The sequence below is a fragment of the Vreelandella mediterranea genome, from assembly GCF_970647075.1.
The window spans coordinates 2,738,082-2,762,618 of record NZ_OZ310198.1 but is presented as its reverse complement, the minus strand read 5'-3'; the positions used below and the strand labels follow the sequence as shown (position 1 = coordinate 2,762,618).

Below are 24,537 nucleotides of genomic sequence, written 5' to 3'. Positions count from 1 at the left end.
ATCATGCGGACTGAGCGCGGATCAGCTCGCTGATCAGTCGCCTTCCCGGGTGCAGGTGATCGACGAGCGTATACTCCAGCGGCCGCGGCTCATCGCACATGCGCGAGGCGATCACCTCGGCGCACAGCGGCGTGCTGGCAAGCCCGCGGCTACCGTGGGCAGCGGATATCCAGAGCCCTTCGTGATGGGCGCCAGAAACCGGCGCCACCCGAGAGGCATCCTTCTGGAGCGCAGCATAATCGCTTCGCCACTGCTCGAATACCGGCACGGGGCCCGCGTAGGGCGTTTTGTCCGGGCTCGCCGCGCGTACCGCCGCGCGCCCGGTAAGGCGTTCCGGCGTAAGTGGTCCGCTCATTCGTTCGAGTTCATCGAGCCACTCGGGCAGGGCCGCGCTTAGCTCATCGATATTGCGCTGGTGATCCTCTAGGCGTATGTCGCGCTCGCCGTCGTTGGGGATGAAACTCGCCCCGAAGGTGAGCACGCCGTCCGCCGGTGGGCAGAGATAGCCGCCGGCGCACACCACCCGCGTCGGCGCGTTGACGCCGTCGGGCAGCGCCAGCGAACTCACCTGGCCGCGCACCTGCTGAAAGGGGAGTGTGCGGGTCTGTTCCAATGCATTGGCCTGGTGGGCGTTGGCGATGACCACCTGGTCGGCCTCGGCGCTCGTGGCGTGATCGAGGGTAAGCTGCCAGCCGCCGGGGGTCGGGGTCAGCGCCGTGACCTGGGCCTGGCGGTACTCGATACCCGGGTGCGCCAGTAGTGTCTGGCAGAGTAGCGCAGGGCGCACCCAGCCCGCCTGCGGGTAAACCAGGGCGTGCTCGACGCTGCCCGGCACGCCCGTAAGGGGAGCGAGTGAGCCTTCCTGCGCTTTCACCACCGCCTCGCCGAGCGGATGGCGCTTTAAAAAGCGCCGCTGGCGGTCCGCTTCCTTATCGCTTTGCGCAATCTGCACCACGCCGCAGGGCGCCCAAAACGCATCGTTTTTGGGCACCTCGCCCAGCCAGCGCGCGCTGTACAGAAGTCCGGCTAAATAAAAACGGCTCTGGTCGTTGGTCTCGGCGGCGAGTTTGACGTAAAGCGCGCCCTGGCGGTTACCCGAGCCGCCAGCGCCGGGCGCCTCGGCCTCGTACACCGTCACCTCCACACCGCGCCGGGCAAGTGCTGCCGCGACGCTCGTTCCGGCAAGCCCTGCGCCAATCACCGCGACCCGCTCGGCTTTTTGTACCGCGGGCGGGGTGAACCAGGGCGTCGCGTCGCGGCGGTTATCCACCGGGGGAGATTCGATCTCACCGGCCAGCATCTCGCGCTTACGCCCAAAGCCCGGCACCTTTTTGATCGTAAACCCGGCGGCCTTCAGCCCGCGCTTGACGATGCCGGCGCAGGTAAAGGTGGCAAAGGTGGCGTTGGGGCGCGAGCGCGCCGCCATGGCCTCGAAAAGCGCGGGTTGCCACATGGCCTCGTTTTTCGATGGGGCGAAGCCGTCGAGAAACCAGGCGTCGACCTGACCATCCAGCAGCGCCAGCCGCTCGGTGGTGTCGCCAAAGTGCAGGTCGAGGGTGACGCGCTCGGACAGGTGCAGCCGGTGGATACCGCTGACCGGCTCGGGCCACTGGGCGCATAGCACCTTTGCGTGGCGCGCAAGCGAGGGCCAGGCGCTTAGCGCCCGCTCGAGCGCCTCGCGCTCGAGCGGGTACATTTCTGTGGATAACAGATGAAGCCGAGCATTAGAGGCGGCGTGTTCTTCAAAGCAGGCCCAGGCGCAGAGCATGTTGAGCCCGGTGCCAAAGCCGGTCTCGCCGATCACGAAGGGACGACCCGGCGCCCAGCCGGCGAAGCGCTCCGGCAGGCGGTTGGCGTTCAAAAAGACATGCTCGGTCTCGGCGCGGCCATCCTCGCGAGAGAAGTAGACGTCGTCATAGCGCGTGGAGTGCGGGGCGGCGTCATCCCAGGTGAGCTGGGGGGCGGTTAACGCTTTTAGGGGTGGTAGAGCAGGGTGGCGCTGGGTCACACGGGTATCCGTTGTCGGGGCGTAGGGAAAAGCGATTAAAAAATGACCAATTTGTTAATACGGGCGTTATCTCTCGCTTTAAGAAAAGCGTCCGCCATGTTTTCACAGAGTTTTCCACAGCCTCTGTGCAAAACCCGGCGGTGCCGCATAGCTGCCTTTGAAAATCAAGGCAATACTTTTTTGAAAGGCTTCACCGTTACGGTAGCGTAGACGCCGGCATCCACGTAGGGGTCCTGATCCGCCCAGTTTTGGGCATCGTCGAGGCTTTCGAACTCGGCAACGACCAGACTTCCGCTAAAGCCGGTATCCCCCGGGGTTTCGCTGTCGATGGACGGGTGGGGCCCGGCCAGTACCAGGCGACCCTCGTCGCGCAGCGCTTCCAGGCGCGCAAGGTGGTCCGGGCGCGCCGTCAGGCGCTTTTCCAGACTCTCGGACACATCTTCACTGATAATGGCATATAGCATGAGGCTTCCTTGGACGTAAGCGAATGGGCTGGTCGTCGACCAGGCATTGATGGATAGGCCCGTTGACCGGGCGGGGCCAAGCGCTCACTATAGCGTGCTTGCAAGCCGCGAACGGGGCACGGCGGCGGGTCGTATGACCGCTGCGCGCCGTGTAACATGCGCTGTGTGAACGCTGCACACGTACTTATACGTGAAGCGCCCCTATTCTGACAAACTCCCCTTACGACGTCATGCCTATGCCTCGACTGCCCGTCACCGTGCTGCCCACTACCTTCGATGCCGATCACCGCTACCCGGTCGATTTGCACATGCACTCCACCGCCTCCGACGGGGCGCTATCGCCCTCCGAGCTGGTGGCGCTGTGCGCAAGTCGTGGGCTCTCCTTCATGTCGCTGACCGACCACGACACCATGGACGGGGTCGACGAGGCCGCCCGCGCCGCCGAGCGTGAAGGCCTCTGTCTGGTTGCAGGTTGCGAGCTCTCTACCCGCTGGCAGGGCATCAATATTCACGTGGTAGCGCTGATGCCCGGCGGCGTTCAGGGGCCGCTGGTCGAGGGGCTCGAATTTCAGCGCCGGGCGCGCATCAAGCGCGCCGAGGTGATCGCCGAGCGCCTCGAAAAGCTTGGCCTGCGTGACGCCCTGGCCAAGGCGCAGGCCCAGGCCGGAAGCGACCGGCCGCTGGGACGGCCGGACTTTGCCCGGGCGCTGGTGGCCGAGGGCCTGGCGCCGGACTGGGCCGGAGCGTTCAAGCGCTACCTGGGCAGCGGCAAAAAGGGCGACGTCAAAGCGCACTGGCCAGAGATTGGTGAAGCGGTGGAGTGGGTCGTGGCCTCCGGTGGCGTGGCGGCGATCGCCCACCCGCTGCGTTACGGGCTGACCCGGCGCAAGCGCGGCCAGTTGATGGATGCGTTTACCGCCGCCGGCGGGCAGGCCGTGGAGCTGGTCAGCGGCCAACAGAACCCGGACAGCACCCGGGATTTGGCCCGCCAACTCGACGAGCGCGGACTTTACGCCTCGCTCGGCAGCGATTTTCACTTTCCCGGCAGCCACTCTGCCCCCGGCAGCATGAGCGAAATTCCGCGTACCGCGGCGTTACCCATCTGGCAGCACCCACGGCTTGTCCACATGCACCAGGCACCCGGCGGGCTGCTCGGCGCAAGCCAGTAGCGTCATCCGAAGCGTAAGGCCTCACTAACCGCTATGCTTGAGGTAGGCCCATCCGGGCGTTTCAACAGGCAAGGAGCGAGTAATGAGCCAGTATTTTCAGATACATCCGGAAAATCCGCAAAAGCGCTTGATCGACCAGGCGGTCGAGATCATCCGTAAAGGCGGCGTGGTTGCCTACCCGACGGACTCCGGGTATGCGCTGGGCTGTCACCTGGGCGAGAAAAAAGCGATCGAGAAGATCAAGTGGCTGCGCTCGCTCGATGACAAGCATAACTTTACGCTGATGTGCTCGGATCTCTCCGAGATAGGCACCTACGCCAAGGTGGATAACGCGGTGTTTCGCCTTCTAAAGGCGCACACGCCCGGCCCCTACACCTATATTCTGGAAGCCACCACCGAGGTGCCCAGGCTTTTACTGCATCCCAAACGGCGCTCGATCGGCGTGCGCGTGCCGGATCACCAGATCACCCACGCGCTGCTCGAGGCGCTGGGCGAGCCCATGATGAGCGTTACGCTCATTCCGGTGGACGAAACGCTCCCGCTGAACGAGCCCGAGGAGATTCGTGAGCGCTACAGTGCGCATCTGGATTTGATCATCGATGGCGGGCCCTGCCACCTGGACCCGACCAGCGTGATCGACCTGCGTGAGCTGCCACCGAAGATCGTGCGGCAAGGGCGTGGCGACACGACCCCCTTTGAAAGCTAGCGTCGGTCCGCCCTGACGAGGGGCGCCGAGCGTTAGGTCCCGGCGCCGTCCTCGTCTCCATCTTTATCCTTTGCTGGCTCATCGCCCTCTCGGTCAGCGTCCTGCTGCGCCTTCTCCTTTTTGCGCTTTTTCTCCTCTTTTTCCTCGCGCGGGTCCTCGCTGAATTCGTCGAGCCAGGTGCCGCAGCGTAGACAATAACGGGCGCGCTTTTCGTGACGGTCGTGGCCGCAACCCGGGCAGGCCTCTTCCGAGTAGCGGTCCTCGCGAATCGAGCGGATCACCTGGGCGGAGAACACCCCGGTGGGCACGGCGATCACCGAGTAGCCGATCAGCATCAAAATCATGGTGATCGTCTTACCCACTGGCGTGACCGGCACGATGTCGCCGTAGCCCACCGTGGTCATGCTCACGATGGCCCAGTACATCGCGATCGGGATGCTGGTAAAACCCGCCTCTTCGGATTCGATGGTGTACATCAGCGCGGCGAAGAGCGTGACCACCATCAGGATGCTGCTGAAAAACAAAAGGATCTGGCGCAGGCTGCGGTGCAGCGCCTCCAAGAGCATACGCCCCTCGCCGACGAACTCCATCAGTCGCAGAATACGGAAAATCCGCAGCACCCGTAAAAGCCGCACGATGACCAGCGCGTGGGCGCCGGGCACCAACAGCACAAGCCAGGTAGGCAGAATGGCGACCAAATCCACGATGCCGTAAAAGCTCTTGATATAGACCGTTGGGCGTTCCAGACAGTAAAGGCGCACCAAAAGCTCGATACTAAAGGCGGCGGTGAAGCACCACTCCATGTAGAGGAAGATATCGCCATAGCGCTGGGCGTAACCCTCGACGCTACCCAGCAAAATCACCGAGACGCTCATCAAGATCATGACGATCAGCACCAGGTCAAAGGCCTTGGCGGCGGGCGTGTCGGATTCGAAAATGATGTGGAAAAGCTGCGAGCGGATGCCTTCCGGTCCCGGCGCGAGATGAAAACTCATGGCGATATCCTTAAGTAACGAGCCCGCTTAGCTTAGCGCGCTTTCAAGGGCCAGGCGATGCGCCAAGCTCAACGCGTTATAGCCAAACGTAATGCTGGGCACGTTGGAATCGAGCGCCCGGTAAAGCGCCGCGGCGGTTGGGCGAAGCGTCTCGTCCAGATCCTTGTGATCGGCCAGGGTTTTGTAGGCGTGCGCGGCGCTTTCGAAATGCTGGCTTTGCCCGCTGTCCTTGTAGGCGTCCAGGGCAACGGTGGCGCGGTGAAGCCACTCGCCGGGCGTTTCGGCTTCGGGGAGCGACCACTGCCCGTGGCCCAACGCATTGCCCCGGGCGGCCTTGCTCGAATCGCTCGGGCGAAGCGCGGTTTGAGCCGAAAGCGACAGCGCCAGCGACCAAAGCGCTGAGGGCGAGCCCGCCTTGAGTTCGAGCTCGACTTCGCAAATGGTGGCGCCGGCGCCGTTGCACTCGATTTGGCCTTCATCGAGCACCAGCTCGATGCGGCTATCGCTCCAGTCGATCAGCCAGCTGCGCCGGTCGAAGTCGGTACTCAAACTCGGTGTCAGCGCAGAAAGCGCGCCGCCCAATGGGCCTTCGAAAGGGGGCAGGGCCGCAAGCGCCTGGGTATCCAGCCCGTTTTCCACGGCCATCTCCCACTCGTTGCGCGTCGAGAGCCCGCCGCCGCCGTGGCCTTTGGTTTTCACCGTTTGAAGGGTCTGGGTATCACTCTGGCGAAGCCGCAACGCGATCCCGGCGCCAGCCAAATCCCCTTTGGGGGTGTCGAAATAGGTATTTTTGAGCTTTTTTTTCACCGGCTCCTGGGAAAGGGCCGGAAAGCTTAGAAGGGCATCGATGGACGCCGCAGGCAGCGCTAACTTAAGCTCGACTTCAAGCGGGGCGTGATTTTCCATGACAATAGCTACCTTGCTTTTGTGAACATTGCGTTAAATTTTGACGTCTTTTATGAACTTTTCATGACGGGGGCGGGCGCACTCTTTATACTGGCGCCGCCATTTTCAGGCTTTCCACACTCAGGATGAAAGGCACTATGGTTACCTCCAATCCTTTTTCCGCCATGTTTGGCCGCTCGCCATTCCAGCCGCTTTTGGCCCATATCGTTAAAGCCAACGAGTGCGCCGACCAGCTGCTGCCCTTTTTCGAGGCCTCGCTTGCCGGTGACTGGGATACGGCCGCCACCCTTCGCGAAAAGGTTACCTGCCTCGAGCACGACGCGGATACGTTGAAAACCGAGCTGCGGCTCAACCTGCCCAACACCATGTTCCTACCGGTCTCGCGCTCGGATCTACTCGATCTGATCAGCGTGCAGGATAAGATCGCCAACAAGGTGCGTGACATTACCGGCATTATGCTGGGACGTAAAATGCGGGTGCCCGACGAGCTGGCCACACCCATGCGCGACTATATGCGTACCAGCGTTGCCTGCGTGGCCCAGGCGCGCCAGGCCCTCGAAGAGCTCAAGGAGCTTTTGGAGTCCGGCTTTGGGCGCAACGTGTCGGATGTAATGCACACCATGATTCGTGAGCTGCATACCCTGGAACACCAGGCGGACGATCAGCAGGTGGCGATCCGTCGCCAGCTTTTCGAGCTCGAAAGCCAGCTTCCCCCGGTCGACGTGATCTTTCTCTACAAGATCATCGAGTGGGTGGGCGAAGTATCGGACCGCGCAGAACGCGTGGGTAGCCGACTGCAGATTTTGACCGCGCGTTAAGGGGACCGCATGCAGATTATTGCCCAATATGGCGATGTATTTATCATTCTCGCCTGTGTTTTTGGCTTTTTCATGGCTTGGGGGGTCGGTGCCAACGATGTCGCCAATGCCATGGGAACCTCGGTGGGGTCCAAGGCGATCACCATCAAGCAGGCCATCATCATCGCCGTAATTTTCGAGTTTTTGGGCGCCTGGCTTGCTGGTGGTGAGGTGACCTCCACCATTCGGGGCGGCATCATCGACCCGAACCTTTTGGAGGCGAATCCGCAGTTTTTGGTTTACGGCATGCTCTCGGCGCTCTTGGCCGCGGGTATCTGGCTGATGGTCGCCTCGGCCCGGGGCTGGCCGGTCTCCACCACCCACTCGATCGTCGGCGCGATCGTCGGCTTCGCCGCGGTGGGCCTGGGGGTGGACGCAGTGGCCTGGGGCAAGGTGGGCCAGATCGCCTCGAGCTGGGTGGTCTCGCCGCTTTTGGCCGGTACCATCGGCTACGTGCTGTTCAAGTCCGTTCATCACCTGATTTTTGAAAACAGCGACCCCTTCACCGCGGCCAAGCGCTACGTGCCGGGCTACGTGTTTTTGGTTGGCTTTATCGTCGCCATGGTGACGCTCACCAAGGGGCTTTCCCACGTGGGGCTCGATTTGAGCTTTAGCCAGAGCCTGCTGCTTTCGATTCTGATCGGCGCGCTGATCATGGGTCTGGGGGTCTTGATGCAGCGGCGCATCAAGTTCGAGCAAAGTGCCAACGACCACTTCGGCTACGCCAACGTCGAGCGGGTGTTCGGCGTCTTGATGATCTTCACCGCCTGCGCCATGGCTTTTGCCCACGGCTCCAACGACGTGGCCAACGCGGTGGGCCCGCTTGCCGCGGTGATCAGCGTGGTCAGAAGCCAAGGCGTGATCGACAGCGCCGCGCTGGTGCCCTGGTGGGTGCTGGTACTCGGCGGCGGCGGCATCGTGTTTGGCCTGGTGACCTACGGGCATCGCGTGATCGCAACCGTGGGTACCGGCATTACCGAGCTCACCCCGAGCCGCGGCTTTGCCGCAACACTTGCCGCGGCGAGCACCGTGGTACTGGCCTCCGCCACCGGTCTTCCCATCTCGACCACCCATACGCTGGTGGGCGCGGTGCTCGGCGTGGGCCTGGCCCGCGGTATGGCGGCACTGAACCTGCGGGTCATCGGCACCATCGTGATGTCCTGGCTGATCACGCTGCCCGCCGGCGCGTGTCTGGCCATCGTGTTCTTCTTCATGTTCAAGGGCATGTTCGGCTAAAAAGCGCCCCACGCCCCACCCTCTAGCGCGGCACCGTTTTGCTCCTTGCCCTGCGGCAAGATTGGCAAAACGGTGCCGCGCTTTTTGGGCTCTGGTAAAGTAAGTCCTTTGTCGTGACGCAAGCTTCCCATTCACCTGCTGCCGGAGAGCGGCCCCTTGGATACACGCTTCCCCTTTGTCGACTGGTTCCGCAACGCCTCGCCCTACATCAACGCTCACCGAGGGCGAACCTTCGTTATCCTGGTCGAAGGCGATGCCATGGCCTCCAGTCGCGGCGAGCAGCTAATCCAGGACCTGGCGCTTTTGCATACTCTTGGCGTTCGACTGGTGGTGGTGTTCGGCGTGCGCCCCCAGGTGCAAAAGGCGCTGAGTGAGAGCGGCATCGAGCCGGTGCACGTGGGCGGGCGCTGGGTCGCCGACCGCGCGGTGATGGCTCAGGTGGAGCAGGTGGCGTCGCACCAGCGGCTTTGGCTGGAGGCGCGCTTGTCGCTTGGTTTGCCAAGCTCGCCGCTGCACGGCGTGGAACTGAGCGTGGTGTCCGGCAACCTGGTCACCGCCAAGCCCTTGGGCGTGCGCGAAGGCGTGGATTTCGATCACAGCGGTGAGGTGCGCCGGGTGCGCGGCGGCGCCATCGAGGAGCTTTTGGCCCAGGGGTCGCTCGTGTTGTTGCCGCCGCTGGGGTTTTCCAGCACCGGCGAGGTGTTCGACCTGGACGCCTCGGAAATCGCCCAGCACGCCGCGGTCGCGCTCAATGCCGACAAACTGATTTTATTGGGCGACTCCGAAGGGCTCAAGGACGAGCAAGGCGGCCTTTTGCGCCAGTTAAGCCCGGACGAGGCCGCGCCGCGCTTCGAGAGCGCCGCGCCGGGAAGCGAACTGGCCCGCCATTTGAGCGCGGCGTGCAGCGCGGCGCGCAAGGGCGTGGCGCGCACCCACCTGCTCTGCTGGCACGACCAGGACGCGCTGCTGGGCGAGCTCTTCACCCGGGATGGCGTGGGCACGATGATTACCGAACAGCACTACGAGCAACTGCGCCCGGCGACGCTTAACGACGTGGGGGGGCTTTTAGAGCTTTTGGAACCGCTTGAGCGGCGCGGCATGCTGGTGGCGCGCTCCCGCGAGCGCCTCGAGCACGAGATCGACGACTACCAGGTGATCGAGCGCGACGGCATGGTGATCGGCTGCGCGGCGCTGCACGTCTTTGCCGATGCGGCGATTGGCGAGCTGGCCTGCGTGGCGGTGCACGAAAACTACCGCGGCGGCGAGCGCGGCGAGCGGCTGGTCGAAGCCGCCGAGCAGCGCGCGCGCCGGCGTCTGCTGGCCTCGATTTTCGTGCTCACCACGCATACCGCCCACTGGTTCGTCGAGCGCGGCTTTCAGGGTGCAAGCCTCGAGGACCTGCCGCCGCTCAAGCGCGACGCCTACAACCACGCCCGCAAATCCAAGGTGCTGATCAAAACACTCACTTAACGCAGGCAAGACGGGGCGGGCGAAAAACTGGATAATGGGCGCCATCGCTCAGCCTCGTAAAACGAGTAGGGCACACTCATTGATTCGGACGTCCCCCCATGGAAATCAAAGTTAACTACCTCGATAACCTGCGCCTCGAGGCGAAGTTCGACGACTTCAGCGTCGTCTCCGACCAGCCCATTCGCTACAAGGGCGACGGCTCCGCCCCGGGGCCGTTCGATTACTTTCTGGCCTCGTCCGCCATGTGCGCGGCGTATTTCGTGAAGGTGTACTGCAACGCGCGCAATATCCCCACGGACAACATTCGCCTGTCCCAGAACAACATCGTCGACCCGGAGAACCGCTACAAGCAGATTTTCAAGATCCAGGTCGAGCTTCCCGAGGATATCTCCGAAAAAGACCGCGAGGGCATGCTGCGCTCCATCGACCGCTGCACGGTGAAAAAGGTCGTGCAGACCGGACCGGAGTTTCAAATCGAGGTGGTCGAGAACATCGACGAGGACGCCCAGGCCCTGCTGATGGGCGCGCCTGAAAGCAGCGAGACGTTCATCGAAGGCAAGGATGCGCCGCTGGAGCAGACCATCGCCCGCATGAGCGGCATTCTCAGTGATCTCGGCATGAAAATCGAGATCGCCTCTTGGCGCAACATCGTGCCCCACGTCTGGTCGCTGCACATTCGTGACGCCGCCGCGCCCATGTGCTTCACCAACGGCAAGGGCGCCACCAAAGAGAGCGCGCTCTGCTCGGCGCTTGGTGAGTTCATCGAGCGTTTGTCGTGCAACTTTTTCTACAACGACCAGTTTTTCGGCGAAGAGATCGCCAACGCCGATTTCGTCCACTACCCCAATGAAAAGTGGTTCCAGCCGGGCCCGGATGACGCGCTACCCGAGGAGATCCTCGACGCGCATACCCAGGCGATCTACAACCCGGAAGGCGAGCTTGCCGGCTCGAACCTTTATGACACCAACTCCGGACGCGTGGATCGCGGCATCGTTTCCTTGCCCTTTGTGCGTCACTCGGATGGCGAGACGGTCTACTTCCCGTCGAACTTGATCGAGAACCTGTTTTTAAGCAACGGCATGAGCGCGGGCAACACTCTGGCAGAAGCCCAGGTGCAGTGTCTTTCCGAGATTTTCGAGCGAGCGGTCAAGCGCGACATTCTGGAGCAGGAACTGGCACTGCCGGACGTGCCGCAAGAGGTGATCGCGAAGTACCCGGGCATTAAAGAGGGCATCGAGGCGCTGGAGGCCCAGGGGTTCCCGGTGCTGGTCAAGGACGCCTCGATGGGCGGCCAGTTCCCGGTGATGTGCGTCACATTGATGAACCCGCGCACCGGCGGCGTGTTCGCCTCCTTCGGCGCTCACCCGCGTTTCGAGGTGGCGCTGGAGCGAAGCCTCACCGAACTTCTGCAGGGCCGTAGTTTCGAAGGCCTCAACGATCTGCCGCTGCCGACCTTCAACTCCCAGACCGTGGCCGAGCCCAACAACTTCGTCGAGCACTTCATCGACTCCGTGGGCGTGGTTTCCTGGCGCTTTTTCAGCGCCCAGTCGAACTTCGATTTCGTCGAGTGGGACTTTTCCGAGGGCGGCACCAGGACCTCGCAACAGGAGGCCGACACGCTCTTCTCGATCTTTGCCGAGCTCGACGCCGAAGTCTACATGGCGGTGCACGAAGATTTGGGCGCGCCGGTGTGTCGTATTCTGGTGCCGGGCTACTCCGAGGTGTACCCCATCGAAGATCTGATTTGGGACAACACCAACAAGGCGCTGGACTACCGCGAGGACATCCTCAACCTGCACCGCCTGGATGACGCGCAGTTGACGGATCTGGTCGAGCGCCTGGAAGAGAGCCAGATGGACGATCATGCCGATATCATCACGCTGATCGGCATCGAGTTCGACGAGAACACGGTCTGGGGCCAGCTCACTATTTTAGAGCTCAAACTTTTGATCTTTTTGGCGCTGAGCCGCCTGGAAGAGGCGCTGGACTGCGTGGAGATGTTCCAGCAGTACAACGACAACACCGTCGAGCGCGGACTCTTCTATCAGGCCCTCAACGCCGTGCTGGAAATCGAGCTCGACGACGAGCTGGAACGCGACAACTACCTGCCCAATCTGACCCGCATGTTCGGCGAACAGACCATGGCGGCGGTGGTTGGGTCGATAACCGGCGATGTACGCTTTTATGGCCTCACGCCGACCAACCTGCAGCTCGACGGCCTCGAGCGCCACCAGCGCCTGATCGAAAGTTACAAGAAACTTCACGCCGCCCGCGCGCGTCGGGCCTCTTGAACCATTACTCACTGACCGGAAATGCCATGACACCGATGAGCCTGACTTCAATCGCTGCCGCCCTGACGCTCGTCTCCGGCGCGAGCCTTGCCCAAAGCGCCGAGCAGAGCCAAAGCGAGGTGCGCAAGCTCTACAGCGGCCAAATGATGCCCGACGAGCAGGTGGAGCTTTCGCGCCATATCGACCGGCTGTTCCCGACCCGTACGGTGAAGGCGGCAAGTTCCCCGCATCAGTTCGGCCAGCGCGACGCTTCATTAGAGAACTTCTCGCTGACCCATGAAGGCGTCACCTACGATATTTATGACTTCATGGCGCTCAACCGGGTGAGCGGGCTGATGGCGGTGCACGACAACGACGTGGTGTTCGAGCAGTACGCCCTCGGCAACACGGCCAGCACACCCTGGATGTCGATGTCGATCGCCAAGTCGATCTCCTCGACGCTGATCGGCGCCGCACTCAAGGATGGCCATATCGAGAGCCTCGATGACGCCGTCAGTACCTACGTGCCCGAACTCGTCGGTAGTGTCTACGACGATGTCAGCGTCGAGCAGATTCTGCTCATGGCTTCCGGGGTGGCCTGGGATGAAACCTACGCCGACCCGAACTCGGAGCGGCGTCACATGCTCGAACTCCAACTCTCCCAAGAGCCCGGTGCACTGCTGGAGTTCATGGGCGGTTTAGAGCGGGCGGGGGCACCGGGCGAGGTGTGGAATTACAGCACCGGCGAAACCCAACTGCTCTCGGCGATCATCAACGGCGCGGTGGGTACGAGCGCCTCCGAATACCTGTCCGAGAAAATCTGGGCCGATTACGGCATGGAGACGGATGCCAAGTGGTGGCTCGATAGCGAAGACGGCCAGGAAATTGGCGGCAGTGGGCTTTTGATTACGCTTGCCGACTACGCTCGCTTTGGCCAGTTCGTGCTGGATGAATATAACGCGCCCAACGTGCTGCCCGAAGGCTGGGTCGCGGAGTCGGCAAGGCCCCATGAGATCGGCGGTGAAGAGATCGAGTACGGCTACTCCTGGTGGCCGGAAGGCGAGGGCGCGTTTTCAGCGGTGGGGATATTTGGCCAGTGGATCTTCATCGACCCGGACAACGACATGGTGATCAGTATGACCAGCGCCCAGCCCAAGGCGGAAGCCATGGAGATCGTACCGATCACCGAATTCTTCCACGCGCTGAGCGATCACCTGGCCGGCGAGTAGAGTAATCCGGTTGCAACGCCTGGCCCGCTGGGCGAGGCGCAGGATAGATGGTTTAACGCTCCCGTTCACCCCAAGGAGGCGCTCGTGTTCATCAAGGAACAGCAGTTGGAAGGCCAGCACATCGTGCTCGAGCCACTCAATGCCGGTCATATCGAAGGGCTTGCGCGCGCGGTCAACGACGGCGAGGCCTGGAAGCTCTGGTACGCAAGTGTGCCCCACCCGGACGATATGGCCGCCTTTGTGGAGCGCGGGATGGACGCGGCGGCGGCGGGCAACCTCGCTTACGCCGTGCGCCATAACGCCAGCGGTGACATCGTCGGCACCACGCGGTTCTACGGGGTCGATGCCGCCAACCGCCGGGCGATGCTGGGCTACACCTGGTACGCCCAAAGCGTGCGGCGCACGCCAGTGAATACCGAATGCAAGTTGTTGATGCTGGCCAACCTGTTCGAGGCATCGAATGCGGTGGCCGCGGAGTTTCGCACCCACTTTTTCAACCACGCCTCCCGCGCGGCCATCGAGCGCCTGGGTGCCAAGCAGGACGGCATTTTGAGATCCCACCAGATCATGCCGGATGGCTCGCTGCGCGACACCGTGGTCTACTCGATCATCGCCGCCGAGTGGCCGGCGGTGCGCAGCCATCTCGAAAGCAAGCTGGCGCACTTCGCGCCGGCGTAATGAGTCGGCCCCGAGCTGGCTTTATTCGCCGAACGGGGCCTTCGTCGGGCCAAATACGATACTTTAAGTGAGCACGCGCTCAGACCTTGCCGGGCTCAGCACCAGCACCGAAAGCGGCGGCAGGGTGAGCGCAAGGCTCGCGCTCTGGCCGTGCAGCGGCGCATCATCGGCAACGATATGGCCCAGGTTGCCCAGGTTGGAGCCGCCGTAGCACTCGGCGTCGCTGTTGAGCCGCTCTTCCCAGCGACCGGCGACCGGCACGCCCAAACGATAGCCGTGGTGCGGGACCGGGGTCATGTTGGCCACCACCAGCACCGGCTCGCCGCCGGCGCTGGTGCGAAGCCAGGCGAAGACGCTATGGGTCTCGTCGTTGCTCATCACCCAGGTGAAGCCCCGCGGCTCGCTGTCCTGCTCGTGAAGGGCGGGGAGCGTCGCGTAGAGGCGGTTGAGATCGCCCACCAGTCGATGGATGCCGGCGTGTCGTGGCTCATCCAGCAGTGCCCAATCCAGCTCACGGTCGTGGCTCCACTCGCGCCACTGGCCGAACTCGCAGCCCATGAACAGAAGTTTCTTGCCCGGCTGTGACCACATGAGTGATAGATAGGCACGCAGGTTGGCGAACTGTTGCCACTCGTCGCCGGGCATCTTGCCGATCAGCGAGCCCTTGCCGTGCACCACTTCGTCGTGGGAAATCGGCAGCACGTAGTGCTCGGAGAACGCATACACCATGGGAAAGGTCATCTCATGATGGGCGTGAGAGCGATAGATCGGATCCTTGGCGATATAGGTCAAGGTGTCGTGCATCCAACCCATGTTCCACTTGTAGGCAAACCCCAGCCCGCCTTCCGCCGTCGGTTGGGTCACCCCCGGCCAGGCGGTGGACTCCTCGGCGATCACGATGGTGCCGGGCGCTTCTTCGCTGACCACATCGTTGAGATGGCGCAGGAAATCGATGGTCTCGAGATTCTCCTGGCCGCCGTGGCGGTTGGGAATCCACTCGCCTTCGTTGCGCGAGTAGTTGCGGTAAAGCATGGAGGCCACTGCATCCACGCGCAGCGCATCGATATGAAAGTGCTTCAGCCAATGAAGCGCCGAGGCCAACATGAAACCGTGCACTTCCCGCCGACCCAGGTTGTAGATGTAGGTGTTCCAGTCCTGATGAAACCCTTCAAAGGGGTGTTCATACTCATACAGGGCGGTACCGTCAAAGCGTGCCAAGCCATGGGGGTCGGTAGGGAAGTGCGCTGGCACCCAATCAAGAATCACACCGAGCCCGGCACGGTGGCACGCATCGACGAAGTAGGCGAAGTCGGCGGGTGTGCCAAAGCGGGCGCTGGGAGCAAACTGGCCGAGCGGCTGGTAACCCCAGGAGCCGCCGAAGGGATGCTCCATGATGGGCAGCAGCTCCACGTGAGTGAAACCCAGCTCGAGCACATAGGGAATCAGGTGCTCGGCCAGGTCCCGCCAGCTGTAAAGCTCGCCGTTGTCGCCACCGTGCTTGCGCCAGGAGGCGGCATGCACCTCATAAATACTCATGGGGGCAGAGGGCGCGTGAGCCTTTTCCCGCTTTTCGATCCACTCATCGTCATGCCAGGTAAACGGCGTGGTGTCGGCGACCACCGAGGCGGTTGAGGGTGGTGCTTCGGTGGCCAGCGCCACCGGGTCTGCGCGCAGCCCAAGCGCGCCATGGGCCTCCAGAATCTCGTATTTGTACGCTTGCCCCGGGCCAAGGCGTGGAATGAATAGCTCCCACACCCCGGCCGGGTGGCGCAGGCGCATTGCGTGGCGCCGGCCATCCCAGCTGTTGAAGTTACCCACCACCGAGACCCGCCGGGCATTCGGCGCCCAGACGGCAAAGCGCACGCCCTGGATGTCCTCTACCGTCATGGGCTGGGCGCCCAGGCAGTGCCCCAGGTTGCGATGGTTGCCTTCGCCCAGCAGGTAAAGATCCGTCTCACCCAGGAGCAGGTCGAAGCTGTACGGGTCCTCGGTGATCTGCTCGCCCTGGGGCCAGCGGATGTGCAACTGATAGGGTGCGGCGTGGGGCAGCCGCGCGGCGAACAGGCCGGGGATCTGCAGGCCCGTCAGGTAGCAGCGCACGCCGCCATCCCGGTCCAGCACATCCACCCCGACAGCGCCGGGCAGGTAGACCCGCAGGTATTCGCCCTGTTCGTCGGTATGCATACCCAATACCGAAAAGGGATCGCGGTGGGTGCCTTCAACCAGGGCAGTGGCATCGTCTTCGCTCAGCCGCAGTGTGTCATCCAGCACGGGCCGGGTAGTCGTAACATCATTCATTGGGCTCTCCTGGGCTTAGCTGGTCAACAATGGCCGCTAGGCCGCGCAGCGGCACGCCAAGCCAGGTCGGGCGGTTAGCGGCTTCGTAGGCGATTTCGTAGGCGGTCTTTTCGAGCACGAACAGGTCAACGGCCGCCGCGGCGCCGTTGGCTTTCTGCCACGCGTGGGGAAGATCCAGCGTGGCCTGCCAGTAGGCATTCAAGAACACCTGACGCCCTTTAAGCAGATACTGCTCCACCACCTGATGGCCCTTGCCGGCGCTGTCGGCTTCACTGTGGCCCCCTTGGGCCTCTTCGATCCTGGCGTAGGCGTAATCGAAGGAGCGCAGCATACCGGCCACATCGCGCAGCGGGCTGTCCTTGGCGCGGCGCTCTTCAAGCGGCCTTGCCGGCTCACCCTCGAAATCGATGATATAGGCATCGTCGTGGGCCACCAGTACCTGGCCAAGATGCAGGTCGCCATGGATCCGGGTGATGAGGCTTCCCTCGGCAAGCGCGGCCATGTTGTCGATGGAGGAGAGGAGTTCGTCACGCTTTGCCAGAACGCTTGCGGCAATCTGCTGGTCGGCGTCATCGGCGGCGCCCATGTGCCGTTGAAGCAGCGCCAGCGCTTCTTCAACGCGCTGCGTCACGCGCTCTTTCCAGTGTGTAACCTGCGCGGGCCCGGCTACTTCGCTGGCAAACGCCGGGTCATCGGTAGGCAGCGCCAGCACCCTATGCAGCTCGCCCAAGCGCTGACCCAGGGTAGCGGCAAAGGCTTCCAGCTCGTCGAACGCGCCGTAACGCGCCTTATCCTTCACGAGTTCATGGGACTGCTCGTCCGCCAGGGCCTCGCGAATCGCGCGCTCGAGGGTCGAGCGGGTCCATGACCACGCATCGCCCTGGTTATCGATAAACCCTTGCACAATCATCAGGGTCTGCGGCGTGCCCTGTTCATCGACCTGGGTCACTTCCCCCAGTAGCGGGGCGGTGTTGATAAAGCCCCGCTCGGTCAGGTAACGGCCGATCTCGGCTTCCGGGTGAACGCCGGATTCCAGGCGACGAAACAGCTTGAGCACTAGTTGATGGTTGATCACCACTGAGCTATTGGACTGCTCGGCGCCCTGCTGGGCAATCTCCGGGTGCTCCGGCAGCGAAAGCTCGATAAGCGCCGGCGTTGGCAGAAAATGGATAGCGCCTCTCGCGCTTGGCAATACCACTGACTGACGCAGGGCATCCAGAACGGCCAGGGTAAAGGCATCCAGCGTCAGCGCGTCGGTGAGCAGGCCTACTTCATGGAAGCGGCGTACCCTCGCCATGGCAAGCTGTTGGGCAAGAGGGCTGCTCTGCTCATCCTCGGCCAGAAACGCCAGCGGTAGCTGATAGCGCTCGCTGCCCTGGGCGTGGGTGATCTCAAGCTCGCTGAGCAGCAGGGCATGGCCGCTGTGCTCAAGGCTTGCAAGCGAGTGCAGATGAATCGCCTCGACGCGCGCCTGCTTGGCCGCAAACCAGCGCCGCTTGGTCAGGTAGTGCGGCAAGGTTTCGCGCTCGAGCAGCTGCCTTGAGGCGCCTTCGAAAATCTCCTCGAGACGCTTTTTGATGATCAGGGTGACGAAATCCGGCATCGGCGCGGGTACTGGCGTATGCCACTCGGGCATGGCGGTTGCCGGGGCCAGCAGGAACCAGAAGAAACCGTAGGGTGGAAGTGTGAGCAGATAAGGCAGGCTGCCCACCGGCGGGAACGCACTGCCGCCGACCATCTCTACCGGCACTTGCCCTGCAAAAGCGGAAAGATCGAGCTCGACCGCTTGGGCAGTGCTGGCCACGTTGGCCACGCACAGCAGGGTTTCGGACTCGCCGTTATCCAAGGTCATCTCGCGCAGGTAGGCGAGAATATGCCGGTTGGCCGGATAGAGCGGGCGCAGGGTGCCGCGGCTGAAAGCCCGGTGCTGGCTGCGCACCGCCAGCAGGCGGCGCTGGTTGTTGAGCAGCGAGTGCGCGTCGCGGGTCTGGGCCTCGACATTGACGGTCTGATAGCCGTAGAGCGGGTCCATGACCGGGGGAAGTACCAGTTGGGCCGGGTCGGCGCGGGAGAAGCCGCCGTTGCGGTCTACCGACCACTGCATCGGTGTGCGTACGCCGTCACGATCGCCCAGGTAGATATTGTCACCCATGCCGATCTCGTCGCCGTAATACAACACCGGCGTACCCGGCATTGAAAGCAGCAAGCTGTTGAGCAGCTCAATGCGCCGCCGGTCACGTTGTAAAAGCGGTGCCAGACGCCGGCGAATCCCCAGGTTGATACGCGCCCGGCGGTCAGAGGCGTAGTGGTTCCACAGGTAGTCACGCTCCTTGTCGGTGACCATTTCAAGCGTCAGCTCGTCGTGGTTGCGCAAGAAAATCGCCCACTGACAGTTGACCGGAATGTCCGGCGTCTGGCGCAGGATGTCGGTGATCGGGAAGCGATCCTCCTGGGCCAGCGCCATGTACATGCGCGGCATCAGCGGGAAGTGGAAGGCCATGTGGCACTCGTCGCCATCGCCAAAGTAAGGGCGGGTGTCCTCGGGCCACTGATTGGCCTCGGCGAGCAGCATACGGTCCGGGTAGCGCTCGTCGAGCACCGCACGGATCTTCTTGAGCACCACGTGGGTTTCCGGGAGATTTTCGTTATTGGTGCCTTCACGCTCGACCAGATAAGGAATGGCATCGAGGCGCAGGCCGTCGACCCCCAGGTCCAGCCAGTACGCCATGACCTTGAGAATCTCGTCGAGTACTACGGGGTTGTCGAAGTTGAGATCCGGCTGGTGGGAGTAGAAACGGTGCCAGAAGTAGGCGCCGGCCACCGGGTCCCAGGTCCAGTTGGAGGATTCGGTGTCCAGAAAGATGATGCGCGTGCCTTGGTAGGCTTGATCCGTGTCCGACCAGACGTAGAAGTCGCGCTCTGGCGAGCCGGCAGGGGCTTGACGCGCACGCTGGAACCACTCGTGCTGGTCGGAAGTATGGTTGATGACCAGCTCGGTAATCACGCGCAGCCCGCGCTGGTGCGCCTGTTCGATGAAGCGCTTGGCATCGTCGAGCGTGCCGTAGTCGGGGCTGACGCCGGTGTATTCGGCGATATCGTAGCCGTCGTCGCGCCGAGGCGACGGGTAGAACGGCAGTATCCAGATCGTGTTGACGCCCAGGCTTACGATATAGTCGAGCTTCTGGATCAGACCTTCAAAATCGCCGATGCCGTCGTCGTTGGCGTCAAAGAACGACTTGACGTGCACCTGATAGATCACGGCGTCCTTGTACCAGAGGGGGTCGTCGAGAAAGTCGATCGTCTCGACGGCGTGTCGTTCGCTGCTGGCATCCATCATGGGGCGTACCCTCCCTGCATTCATCGATGTAAACGAATCTTTCCAACCGGTGAACCATTCACCGGTCGTTTATGGTTTCGGCGCCGCTAGCGCCCGGTTCGATCGCTGTCCGGGCTTGCAAGCCCCGCGCTAACCCGCCAGACGGTGAAGGGCAGCGCCTGCTCCAGGCGCAGCGACTGCCAGCGCCCGTGCCAGTGAACGCGCTTGCCGCTCATCAACTCCTCACCGAAAAGCGCCCCGTCATCAGGTTGGTCGAAAAGCGCGAAGGGCAGCTCGAAGGTGCCCTCCTGGGCGTCGAAGGGGTCGAGATTCACCGCCACCAGCACGACGTTGTCGCGGCTAGGCGTGGCCTTGGAAAAGAGCAGCAGGCGGTCGTTGTCGATTGGGTGAAAGGTGATGCCCAGATGCGTTTGCAGCGCCGGATTTTCGCGGCGGATACGGTTGAGCTGGGCGATCTCGTAGCTGATATTGCCCGGCGCCTGGTAGTCGCGCGGGCGAATCTCGTACTTCTCCGAATCCAGATACTCCTCCTTGCCGGGTACCGGGGCGCTTTCGCAAAGCTCGAACCCCGAGTACATGCCCCAGAGCCCGGAGCCTAGCGCGGCAAGCGCCGCGCGCTGCAAGAAGCCACTGCGCCCGCTGGTCTGTAGAAAATAAGGGTTGATGTCCGGCGTATTGACGAAGAAGTTGGGGCGGTAACCGTCACGCAGCGGTGCTTCATTGAGCTCTGTGAAGTATTCGGTCAGTTCGGCCTTGGTATGGCGCCAGGTGAAGTAGGTATAGCTCTGAGTGAAACCAAGCTTGCCTAGGCGCAGCATCATGGTCGGGCGAGTAAAGGCTTCCGCCAGGAACATCACGGCGGGGTCGCGGGCGCGGATATCGGCGATCAACCACTCCCAGAAGGGCAGCGGTTTGGTGTGCGGGTTATCGACGCGAAAGATCTTCACCCCTTCATCGACCCACGCCTGGACCACGTCACGCAGCTCGCGCCAAAGCCCGGGCACCGCGTCCTCGGCGTAGAAGTCGACGTTGACGATGTCCTGATACTTCTTGGGCGGATTTTCGGCGTAGCGAATCGTGCCGTCGGGCCGCCAGGAAAACCAACCCGGATGCTCGGCAAGCCAGGGGTGATCCGGCGAGCACTGAATGGCGAAATCCAGCGCAAGCTCGAGGCCGTGATCGAAGGCGGTGCGTACCAGGTCGCGAAAATCCTCACGGCTGCCAAGCTCCGGATGAATGGCCTCGTGGCCGCCCTCGTCGCTTCCGATTGCGTAGGGGCTGCCCGGATCCGTTGGGCCGGCCTCGAGGCTGTTGTTGGGCCCTTTGCGGTGCTTTCGCCCGATAGGATGGATGGGCGGGAAGTAGAGCACATCGAAGCCCATGTCGCGGATCAGCGGCAAGCGCCGGTGCACGTCCCTGAACGTGCCGTGGCGGCTGGCGTCCTGGGTCTCCGAGCGTGGAAAAAGCTCGTACCAGCTGGCAAAGCTCGCCTGCAGGCGCTCCACCTCCAGAGGGTAGTCGGCATGGGTGCGGGTCAGGTGGGGGCGTGGGTCGGCATCGCTCATCAGCCGCGCGGTATCGCGTTCGAGCAGCAGCGCCACCTGGGCGCCTTCGTCCGCCGCCTGGGCCTGGGCGTCCAGGCGCTCCTCTAGGGCTTGGCGTAGCGGGGCGCTTGCCCGGGCGGCGGCGCGCTCGAGCAGCAGGCGGCCCTCCGCAAGCTCCAGGGCGATGGGCACGCCGGCAGCGTGCTTTTTGGAAAGCTCGTAGCGGTAGGTGGCGAAAACGTCCCACCAGGCTTCGATATAAAAGACGTGGCGGCCTACCCGAGTGGGGGTGAAGTGGCCCTCCCAGCGGTCGAGCCCCAGGGGCTTGGCGAGCTGCATCGGGGCACGCTGCTCCTGGCCCTGATCGTCGACCCAGCCGATTTCGGCGGCCAGCACGTCGTGGCCGTCGGCGAAAATGGTCGCCGAGACGCGCACCGGCTCATCGACGGTGGCCTTGGCGGCGAAGCGCCCATCCTCCAGGGCCGGGGCGACGGCCTCGATGGCGATGCGCGGTGCTTGAACGGCCCGGGACAGCGCATCGCTTTCGCGGGGGACGTCATGATGTATCGAAGCCATAGCGTAGCTCTCCTTGCTCAAAGGCATGTCGAATGAACCTAACGGCCAGGCGCGCGGGGACCGGCGGCACTGACGAGTTCCAGAAGCGCCAGCGAATGGCTGGCCAGGGCAAACGCCTCGCCGGGGGCGTCGAGTTCCAGATCATCCGGTCGGGCGTTGTCCAGGCGGCAGTGCCAGCGGCCCTGGGCTGGCTCGGGCAGGGTGAAACGCACGTCCTCATCGCCGGCGTTGAACAGCAGCAAAAGAGTGTCATCGGCCCCGGCCCGGCGGATACCGCTTGGCTGGGCGCGGCCGTCGAGCAACAGCCCCAGCACGTGCAGGCTCGGGTCTTCCCAGCGCTCCACGCTCATCTCTTCACCGTCCGCGGCAAGCCAGGTCACTTCCTTGAGGCCCAGCTCCTCGTTGTACTCGCCGCTGAGAAAGCGGCCGCGGCGCAGAATCGGGTAGCGAAGGCGAAGGGCACTCACCCGACGGACGTACTCGATCATGGCGTGGGCGTCGCCTTCGAGGTTCCAGTCGAGCCAGCTGATCTCATTGTCCTGACAGTAGGCGTTATTGTTGCCCTGCTGGGTGCGCAGCAGTTCGTCGCCGGCCAGCAGCATCGGCGTGCCCTGGGAAAACAGCGTCGTGGCGATCAGGTTGCGGATTTGGCGCAGGCGCAGCGCCTTGATCTCGCTATCCTCGGTGGGGCCTTCCTCGCCGTGGTTGAAGGAGATGTTGTGGCCGTGGCCATCCTGATTGTTTTCGCCGTTGGCGTCGTTGTGCTTGTCGTTGTAGGCCACCAGGTCATACAGGGTGTAGCCATCGTGAGCGGTAACGAAATTCACCGAGGCGAACGGGCGCCGCCCCCGGCGCTTGAAGATATCCGCCGAGCCCATCAGCCGGGCGGCAAGCTCTTGAAGCTGGCCTTCGTCGCCGCGCCAGAAGGCGCGCACGCAGTCCCGGTAACGGTCGTTCCACTCCGCCCAGCCCGGGGGGAAGCCGCCTACCTGATAGCCGCCGGGGCCGCAGTCCCAGGGCTCGGCGATCAGCTTCACCCGGCCGAGCACCGGGTCCTGGCGGCAGGCGTCGAGAAAGCCGCCGCCTTCGTCGAAGCCATGGGGCTCGCGGCCCAAAATCGTTGCAAGGTCGAAGCGAAAACCGTCCACGCGCATTTCGGTGGCCCAGTAGCGCAGCGAGTCGGTGACCATTTGCAGCACGCGCTGATGGCTCAGATTCAGAGTGTTGCCGGTGCCGGTGTCGTCGATGTAGTAGCGCGGCTCTTCCGGCACCAGCCGGTAATAAGAGGCGTTATCGATCCCCTTGAGCGAGAGCGTCGGGCCGAGCTGGTTGCCTTCGGCGGTGTGGTTGTAGACCACATCGAGGATCACTTCCATGTCCGCGGCGTGGAAACGGGCCACCATCTCCTTGAACTCGTTGACACTCTCGCCGGAGAGATAGCGCGAGTGGGGGGCGAAGAACCCCAGGGTGTTGTAACCCCAGAAGTTGTGCAGCCCCTGCTCCTGCAGGCGCTGGTCGTCGACGAAGGCGTGAATGGGCAAAAGCTCGATCGATGAGACGCCTAGTGAGCGGATGTAGCCCACCACGTCATTGACCATCAACCCGGCGAAGGTACCGCGCAGGGCCTCGGGCACGGCGGGGTGGCGCATGGTGTAGCCCCGCACGTGGGTCTCATAGACGATGGTGTGATCCCAAGGCAGCTGTACCTCGCGCGAGCGCCCCCAGGTGAAGGCCGGGTCGACCACCTTACAGCGGGGCATGAACGGGGCGCTGTCGCGCTCGTCGAAGCTCAGATCCGCGTCTTCGTGGCCGATGGTGTAGCCAAATAGCGCGTCGTCCCACTGGATTTCGCCAACGATCTGCTTGGCGTAGGGGTCGAGCAAGAGCTTGTGATGGTTGAAGCGGTGGCCCTGTTGCGGCGCGTAGGGGCCATACACCCGATAGCCGTAAAGCAGACCCGGGCGCGCGTCCGGTAGATAGCCGTGCCATACCTCGTCGGTGTACTCGGGAAGCTCGATGCGCTCGATCTCGTGCTCGCCGGTGGCGTCGAACAGACAAAGCTCTACCCGGGTGGCATGGGCGGAGAAAAGCGCGAAATTCACCCCTAGCCCATCCCAAGTCGCACCCAACGGAAAAGACCACCCTTCGTGCACGCGGGAGCGGCGCATCACGCTAGGCGATTCATCGGCGGCTACGGTGCTGTCGCCATCCCGCGGCGTCTGGCTTATCGTCATCGTCTTCATTCCTTGAGCCCTGGTGGCTCGCAGGGGGCGGTATAGGCCACCCCGGCCCAACACGGGGGAAAGTGGCTATTTTTCAGTTTTGTGCGAGCGCTTACGCGGCGCCGCCTTTTTGGCCGGCGGTGTCGCTCTGGCCTGGTCACTCTTTTGGGCCCCGGCACTCACGCGCGCGCGTTCCGGGGCGGGCACTGGCTCGACGCCCGGGGCGTGACCACGATCCTGAACCGGCAGGTCGTCGGTGACCTCCGTTAAGCGGGCCTCGTCCTGGGAGGGGCTTGCATCGAGGTCGTCTTCCGGCTCATCGAGGGGCAAACGACTTTCTTCGATGCCGCGCTCGTCTTCCTCCAGGGGCAGGTCCTCTTCCATGATCGGGGGCTCGTCCAGGGGGGCGAGCAGCTCGTCCTGGGCATCGCTTTCGGCGTGTTGTTCGGCGGCGACGATCTTTCGCGCCCGCTCCCAGTGCTGTTGTTGCTGGCCCTCCGGGCGCCCTTCGGCTTCCCAGATGCTGTAGGCCAGTTGCCGGACACGTTCTTCATCGATCATTTCAACTCTCC

At 63.1% G+C, this 24,537-nt stretch carries 17 protein-coding genes; 8 read left to right on the top strand and 9 right to left on the bottom strand.

Annotated features, from left to right (window positions below; all coding sequences use genetic code 11):
* Window position 1 precedes the first annotated feature (1 nt).
* A complete protein-coding gene (gene mnmC / locus ACWFVE_RS12645) occupies window positions 2-2,008 on the bottom strand; it encodes a bifunctional tRNA (5-methylaminomethyl-2-thiouridine)(34)-methyltransferase MnmD/FAD-dependent 5-carboxymethylaminomethyl-2-thiouridine(34) oxidoreductase MnmC (RefSeq protein WP_447529624.1) in 2,007 nt (668 codons plus the stop codon).
* A gap of 164 nt (window positions 2,009-2,172) precedes the next feature.
* The gene (locus ACWFVE_RS12640; protein WP_447529623.1) at window positions 2,173-2,472 is read right to left on the bottom strand and encodes a YciI family protein; all 300 of its coding nucleotides are present in this window, start codon (window positions 2,470-2,472) and stop codon (window positions 2,173-2,175) included.
* A 236-nt stretch (window positions 2,473-2,708) separates the two neighbouring features.
* On the opposite strand from ACWFVE_RS12640, the gene ACWFVE_RS12635 reads away from it, so the two are divergent.
* Both ACWFVE_RS12635 and ACWFVE_RS12630 read left to right on the top strand, forming a co-directional pair.
* A complete protein-coding gene (locus ACWFVE_RS12635) occupies window positions 2,709-3,641 on the top strand; it encodes a PHP domain-containing protein (RefSeq protein ID WP_447529622.1) in 933 nt (310 codons plus the stop codon).
* 82 nt (window positions 3,642-3,723) lie between these two features.
* Window positions 3,724-4,347: an L-threonylcarbamoyladenylate synthase gene (locus ACWFVE_RS12630; RefSeq protein WP_447529621.1), complete on the top strand. Its 624-nt coding sequence runs from the start codon at window positions 3,724-3,726 to the stop codon at window positions 4,345-4,347.
* Window positions 4,348-4,379: 32 nt separating this feature from the next.
* Here the strand turns inward: ACWFVE_RS12630 and ACWFVE_RS12625 are convergent, their stop codons facing one another.
* Together ACWFVE_RS12625 and ACWFVE_RS12620 are read right to left on the bottom strand one after the other, a co-directional pair.
* On the bottom strand, window positions 4,380-5,342 hold the full coding sequence (locus ACWFVE_RS12625; protein WP_447529620.1) for an ion transporter: 963 nt from the start codon (window positions 5,340-5,342) through the stop codon (window positions 4,380-4,382).
* Between the two features lie 27 nt (window positions 5,343-5,369).
* Window positions 5,370-6,248 (bottom strand): CYTH domain-containing protein, encoded by an 879-nt coding sequence (locus ACWFVE_RS12620; protein ID WP_447529619.1) that lies wholly within the window; start codon window positions 6,246-6,248, stop codon window positions 5,370-5,372.
* 137 nt (window positions 6,249-6,385) lie between these two features.
* On the opposite strand from ACWFVE_RS12620, the gene ACWFVE_RS12615 reads away from it, so the two are divergent.
* From ACWFVE_RS12615 to ACWFVE_RS12590, 6 genes are all read left to right on the top strand, one after another.
* Window positions 6,386-7,066: a TIGR00153 family protein gene (locus tag ACWFVE_RS12615; RefSeq protein WP_447529618.1), complete on the top strand. Its 681-nt coding sequence runs from the start codon at window positions 6,386-6,388 to the stop codon at window positions 7,064-7,066.
* A gap of 9 nt (window positions 7,067-7,075) precedes the next feature.
* Entirely contained in the window at window positions 7,076-8,341 is a 1,266-nt protein-coding gene (locus ACWFVE_RS12610; protein ID WP_447529617.1) for an inorganic phosphate transporter, read from the top strand.
* A gap of 156 nt (window positions 8,342-8,497) precedes the next feature.
* Complete coding sequence (argA, locus tag ACWFVE_RS12605; protein WP_447529616.1) at window positions 8,498-9,811, top strand: amino-acid N-acetyltransferase; 1,314 nt, start codon at window positions 8,498-8,500, stop codon at window positions 9,809-9,811.
* Window positions 9,812-9,909: 98 nt separating this feature from the next.
* Window positions 9,910-12,102, top strand: coding sequence for an OsmC domain/YcaO domain-containing protein (locus tag ACWFVE_RS12600; protein WP_447529615.1), 2,193 nt, complete (start codon window positions 9,910-9,912; stop codon window positions 12,100-12,102).
* A 35-nt stretch (window positions 12,103-12,137) separates the two neighbouring features.
* On the top strand, window positions 12,138-13,310 hold the full coding sequence (locus ACWFVE_RS12595; protein WP_447529614.1) for a serine hydrolase domain-containing protein: 1,173 nt from the start codon (window positions 12,138-12,140) through the stop codon (window positions 13,308-13,310).
* 84 nt (window positions 13,311-13,394) lie between these two features.
* Window positions 13,395-13,988 (top strand): GNAT family N-acetyltransferase, encoded by a 594-nt coding sequence (locus ACWFVE_RS12590; RefSeq protein ID WP_447529613.1) that lies wholly within the window; start codon window positions 13,395-13,397, stop codon window positions 13,986-13,988.
* Between the two features lie 63 nt (window positions 13,989-14,051).
* Here ACWFVE_RS12590 and glgB read toward each other — a convergent pair whose 3' ends face one another.
* The 5 genes from glgB to ACWFVE_RS12565 all read right to left on the bottom strand — a co-directional run bounded on the left by glgB (window position 14,052) and on the right by ACWFVE_RS12565 (window position 24,526).
* Complete coding sequence (gene glgB / locus ACWFVE_RS12585; RefSeq protein WP_447529612.1) at window positions 14,052-16,286, bottom strand: 1,4-alpha-glucan branching protein GlgB; 2,235 nt, start codon at window positions 16,284-16,286, stop codon at window positions 14,052-14,054.
* Window positions 16,279-19,623, bottom strand: coding sequence for a maltose alpha-D-glucosyltransferase (treS, locus tag ACWFVE_RS12580; protein WP_447529611.1), 3,345 nt, complete (start codon window positions 19,621-19,623; stop codon window positions 16,279-16,281). The genes glgB and treS overlap by 8 nt, the downstream gene beginning before the upstream one ends.
* Before the next feature lie 86 nt (window positions 19,624-19,709).
* Window positions 19,710-21,743 (bottom strand): alpha-1,4-glucan--maltose-1-phosphate maltosyltransferase, encoded by a 2,034-nt coding sequence (locus ACWFVE_RS12575; protein WP_447529610.1) that lies wholly within the window; start codon window positions 21,741-21,743, stop codon window positions 19,710-19,712.
* A 38-nt stretch (window positions 21,744-21,781) separates the two neighbouring features.
* Entirely contained in the window at window positions 21,782-23,977 is a 2,196-nt protein-coding gene (gene glgX, locus ACWFVE_RS12570) for a glycogen debranching protein GlgX (RefSeq protein ID WP_447529609.1), read from the bottom strand.
* Window positions 23,978-24,052: 75 nt separating this feature from the next.
* Window positions 24,053-24,526 carry a DUF2934 domain-containing protein gene (locus ACWFVE_RS12565; protein ID WP_447529608.1) on the bottom strand — a complete coding sequence of 158 codons (474 nt, stop codon included), beginning with the start codon at window positions 24,524-24,526 and terminating at the stop codon, window positions 24,053-24,055.
* Window positions 24,527-24,537 lie beyond the last annotated feature (11 nt).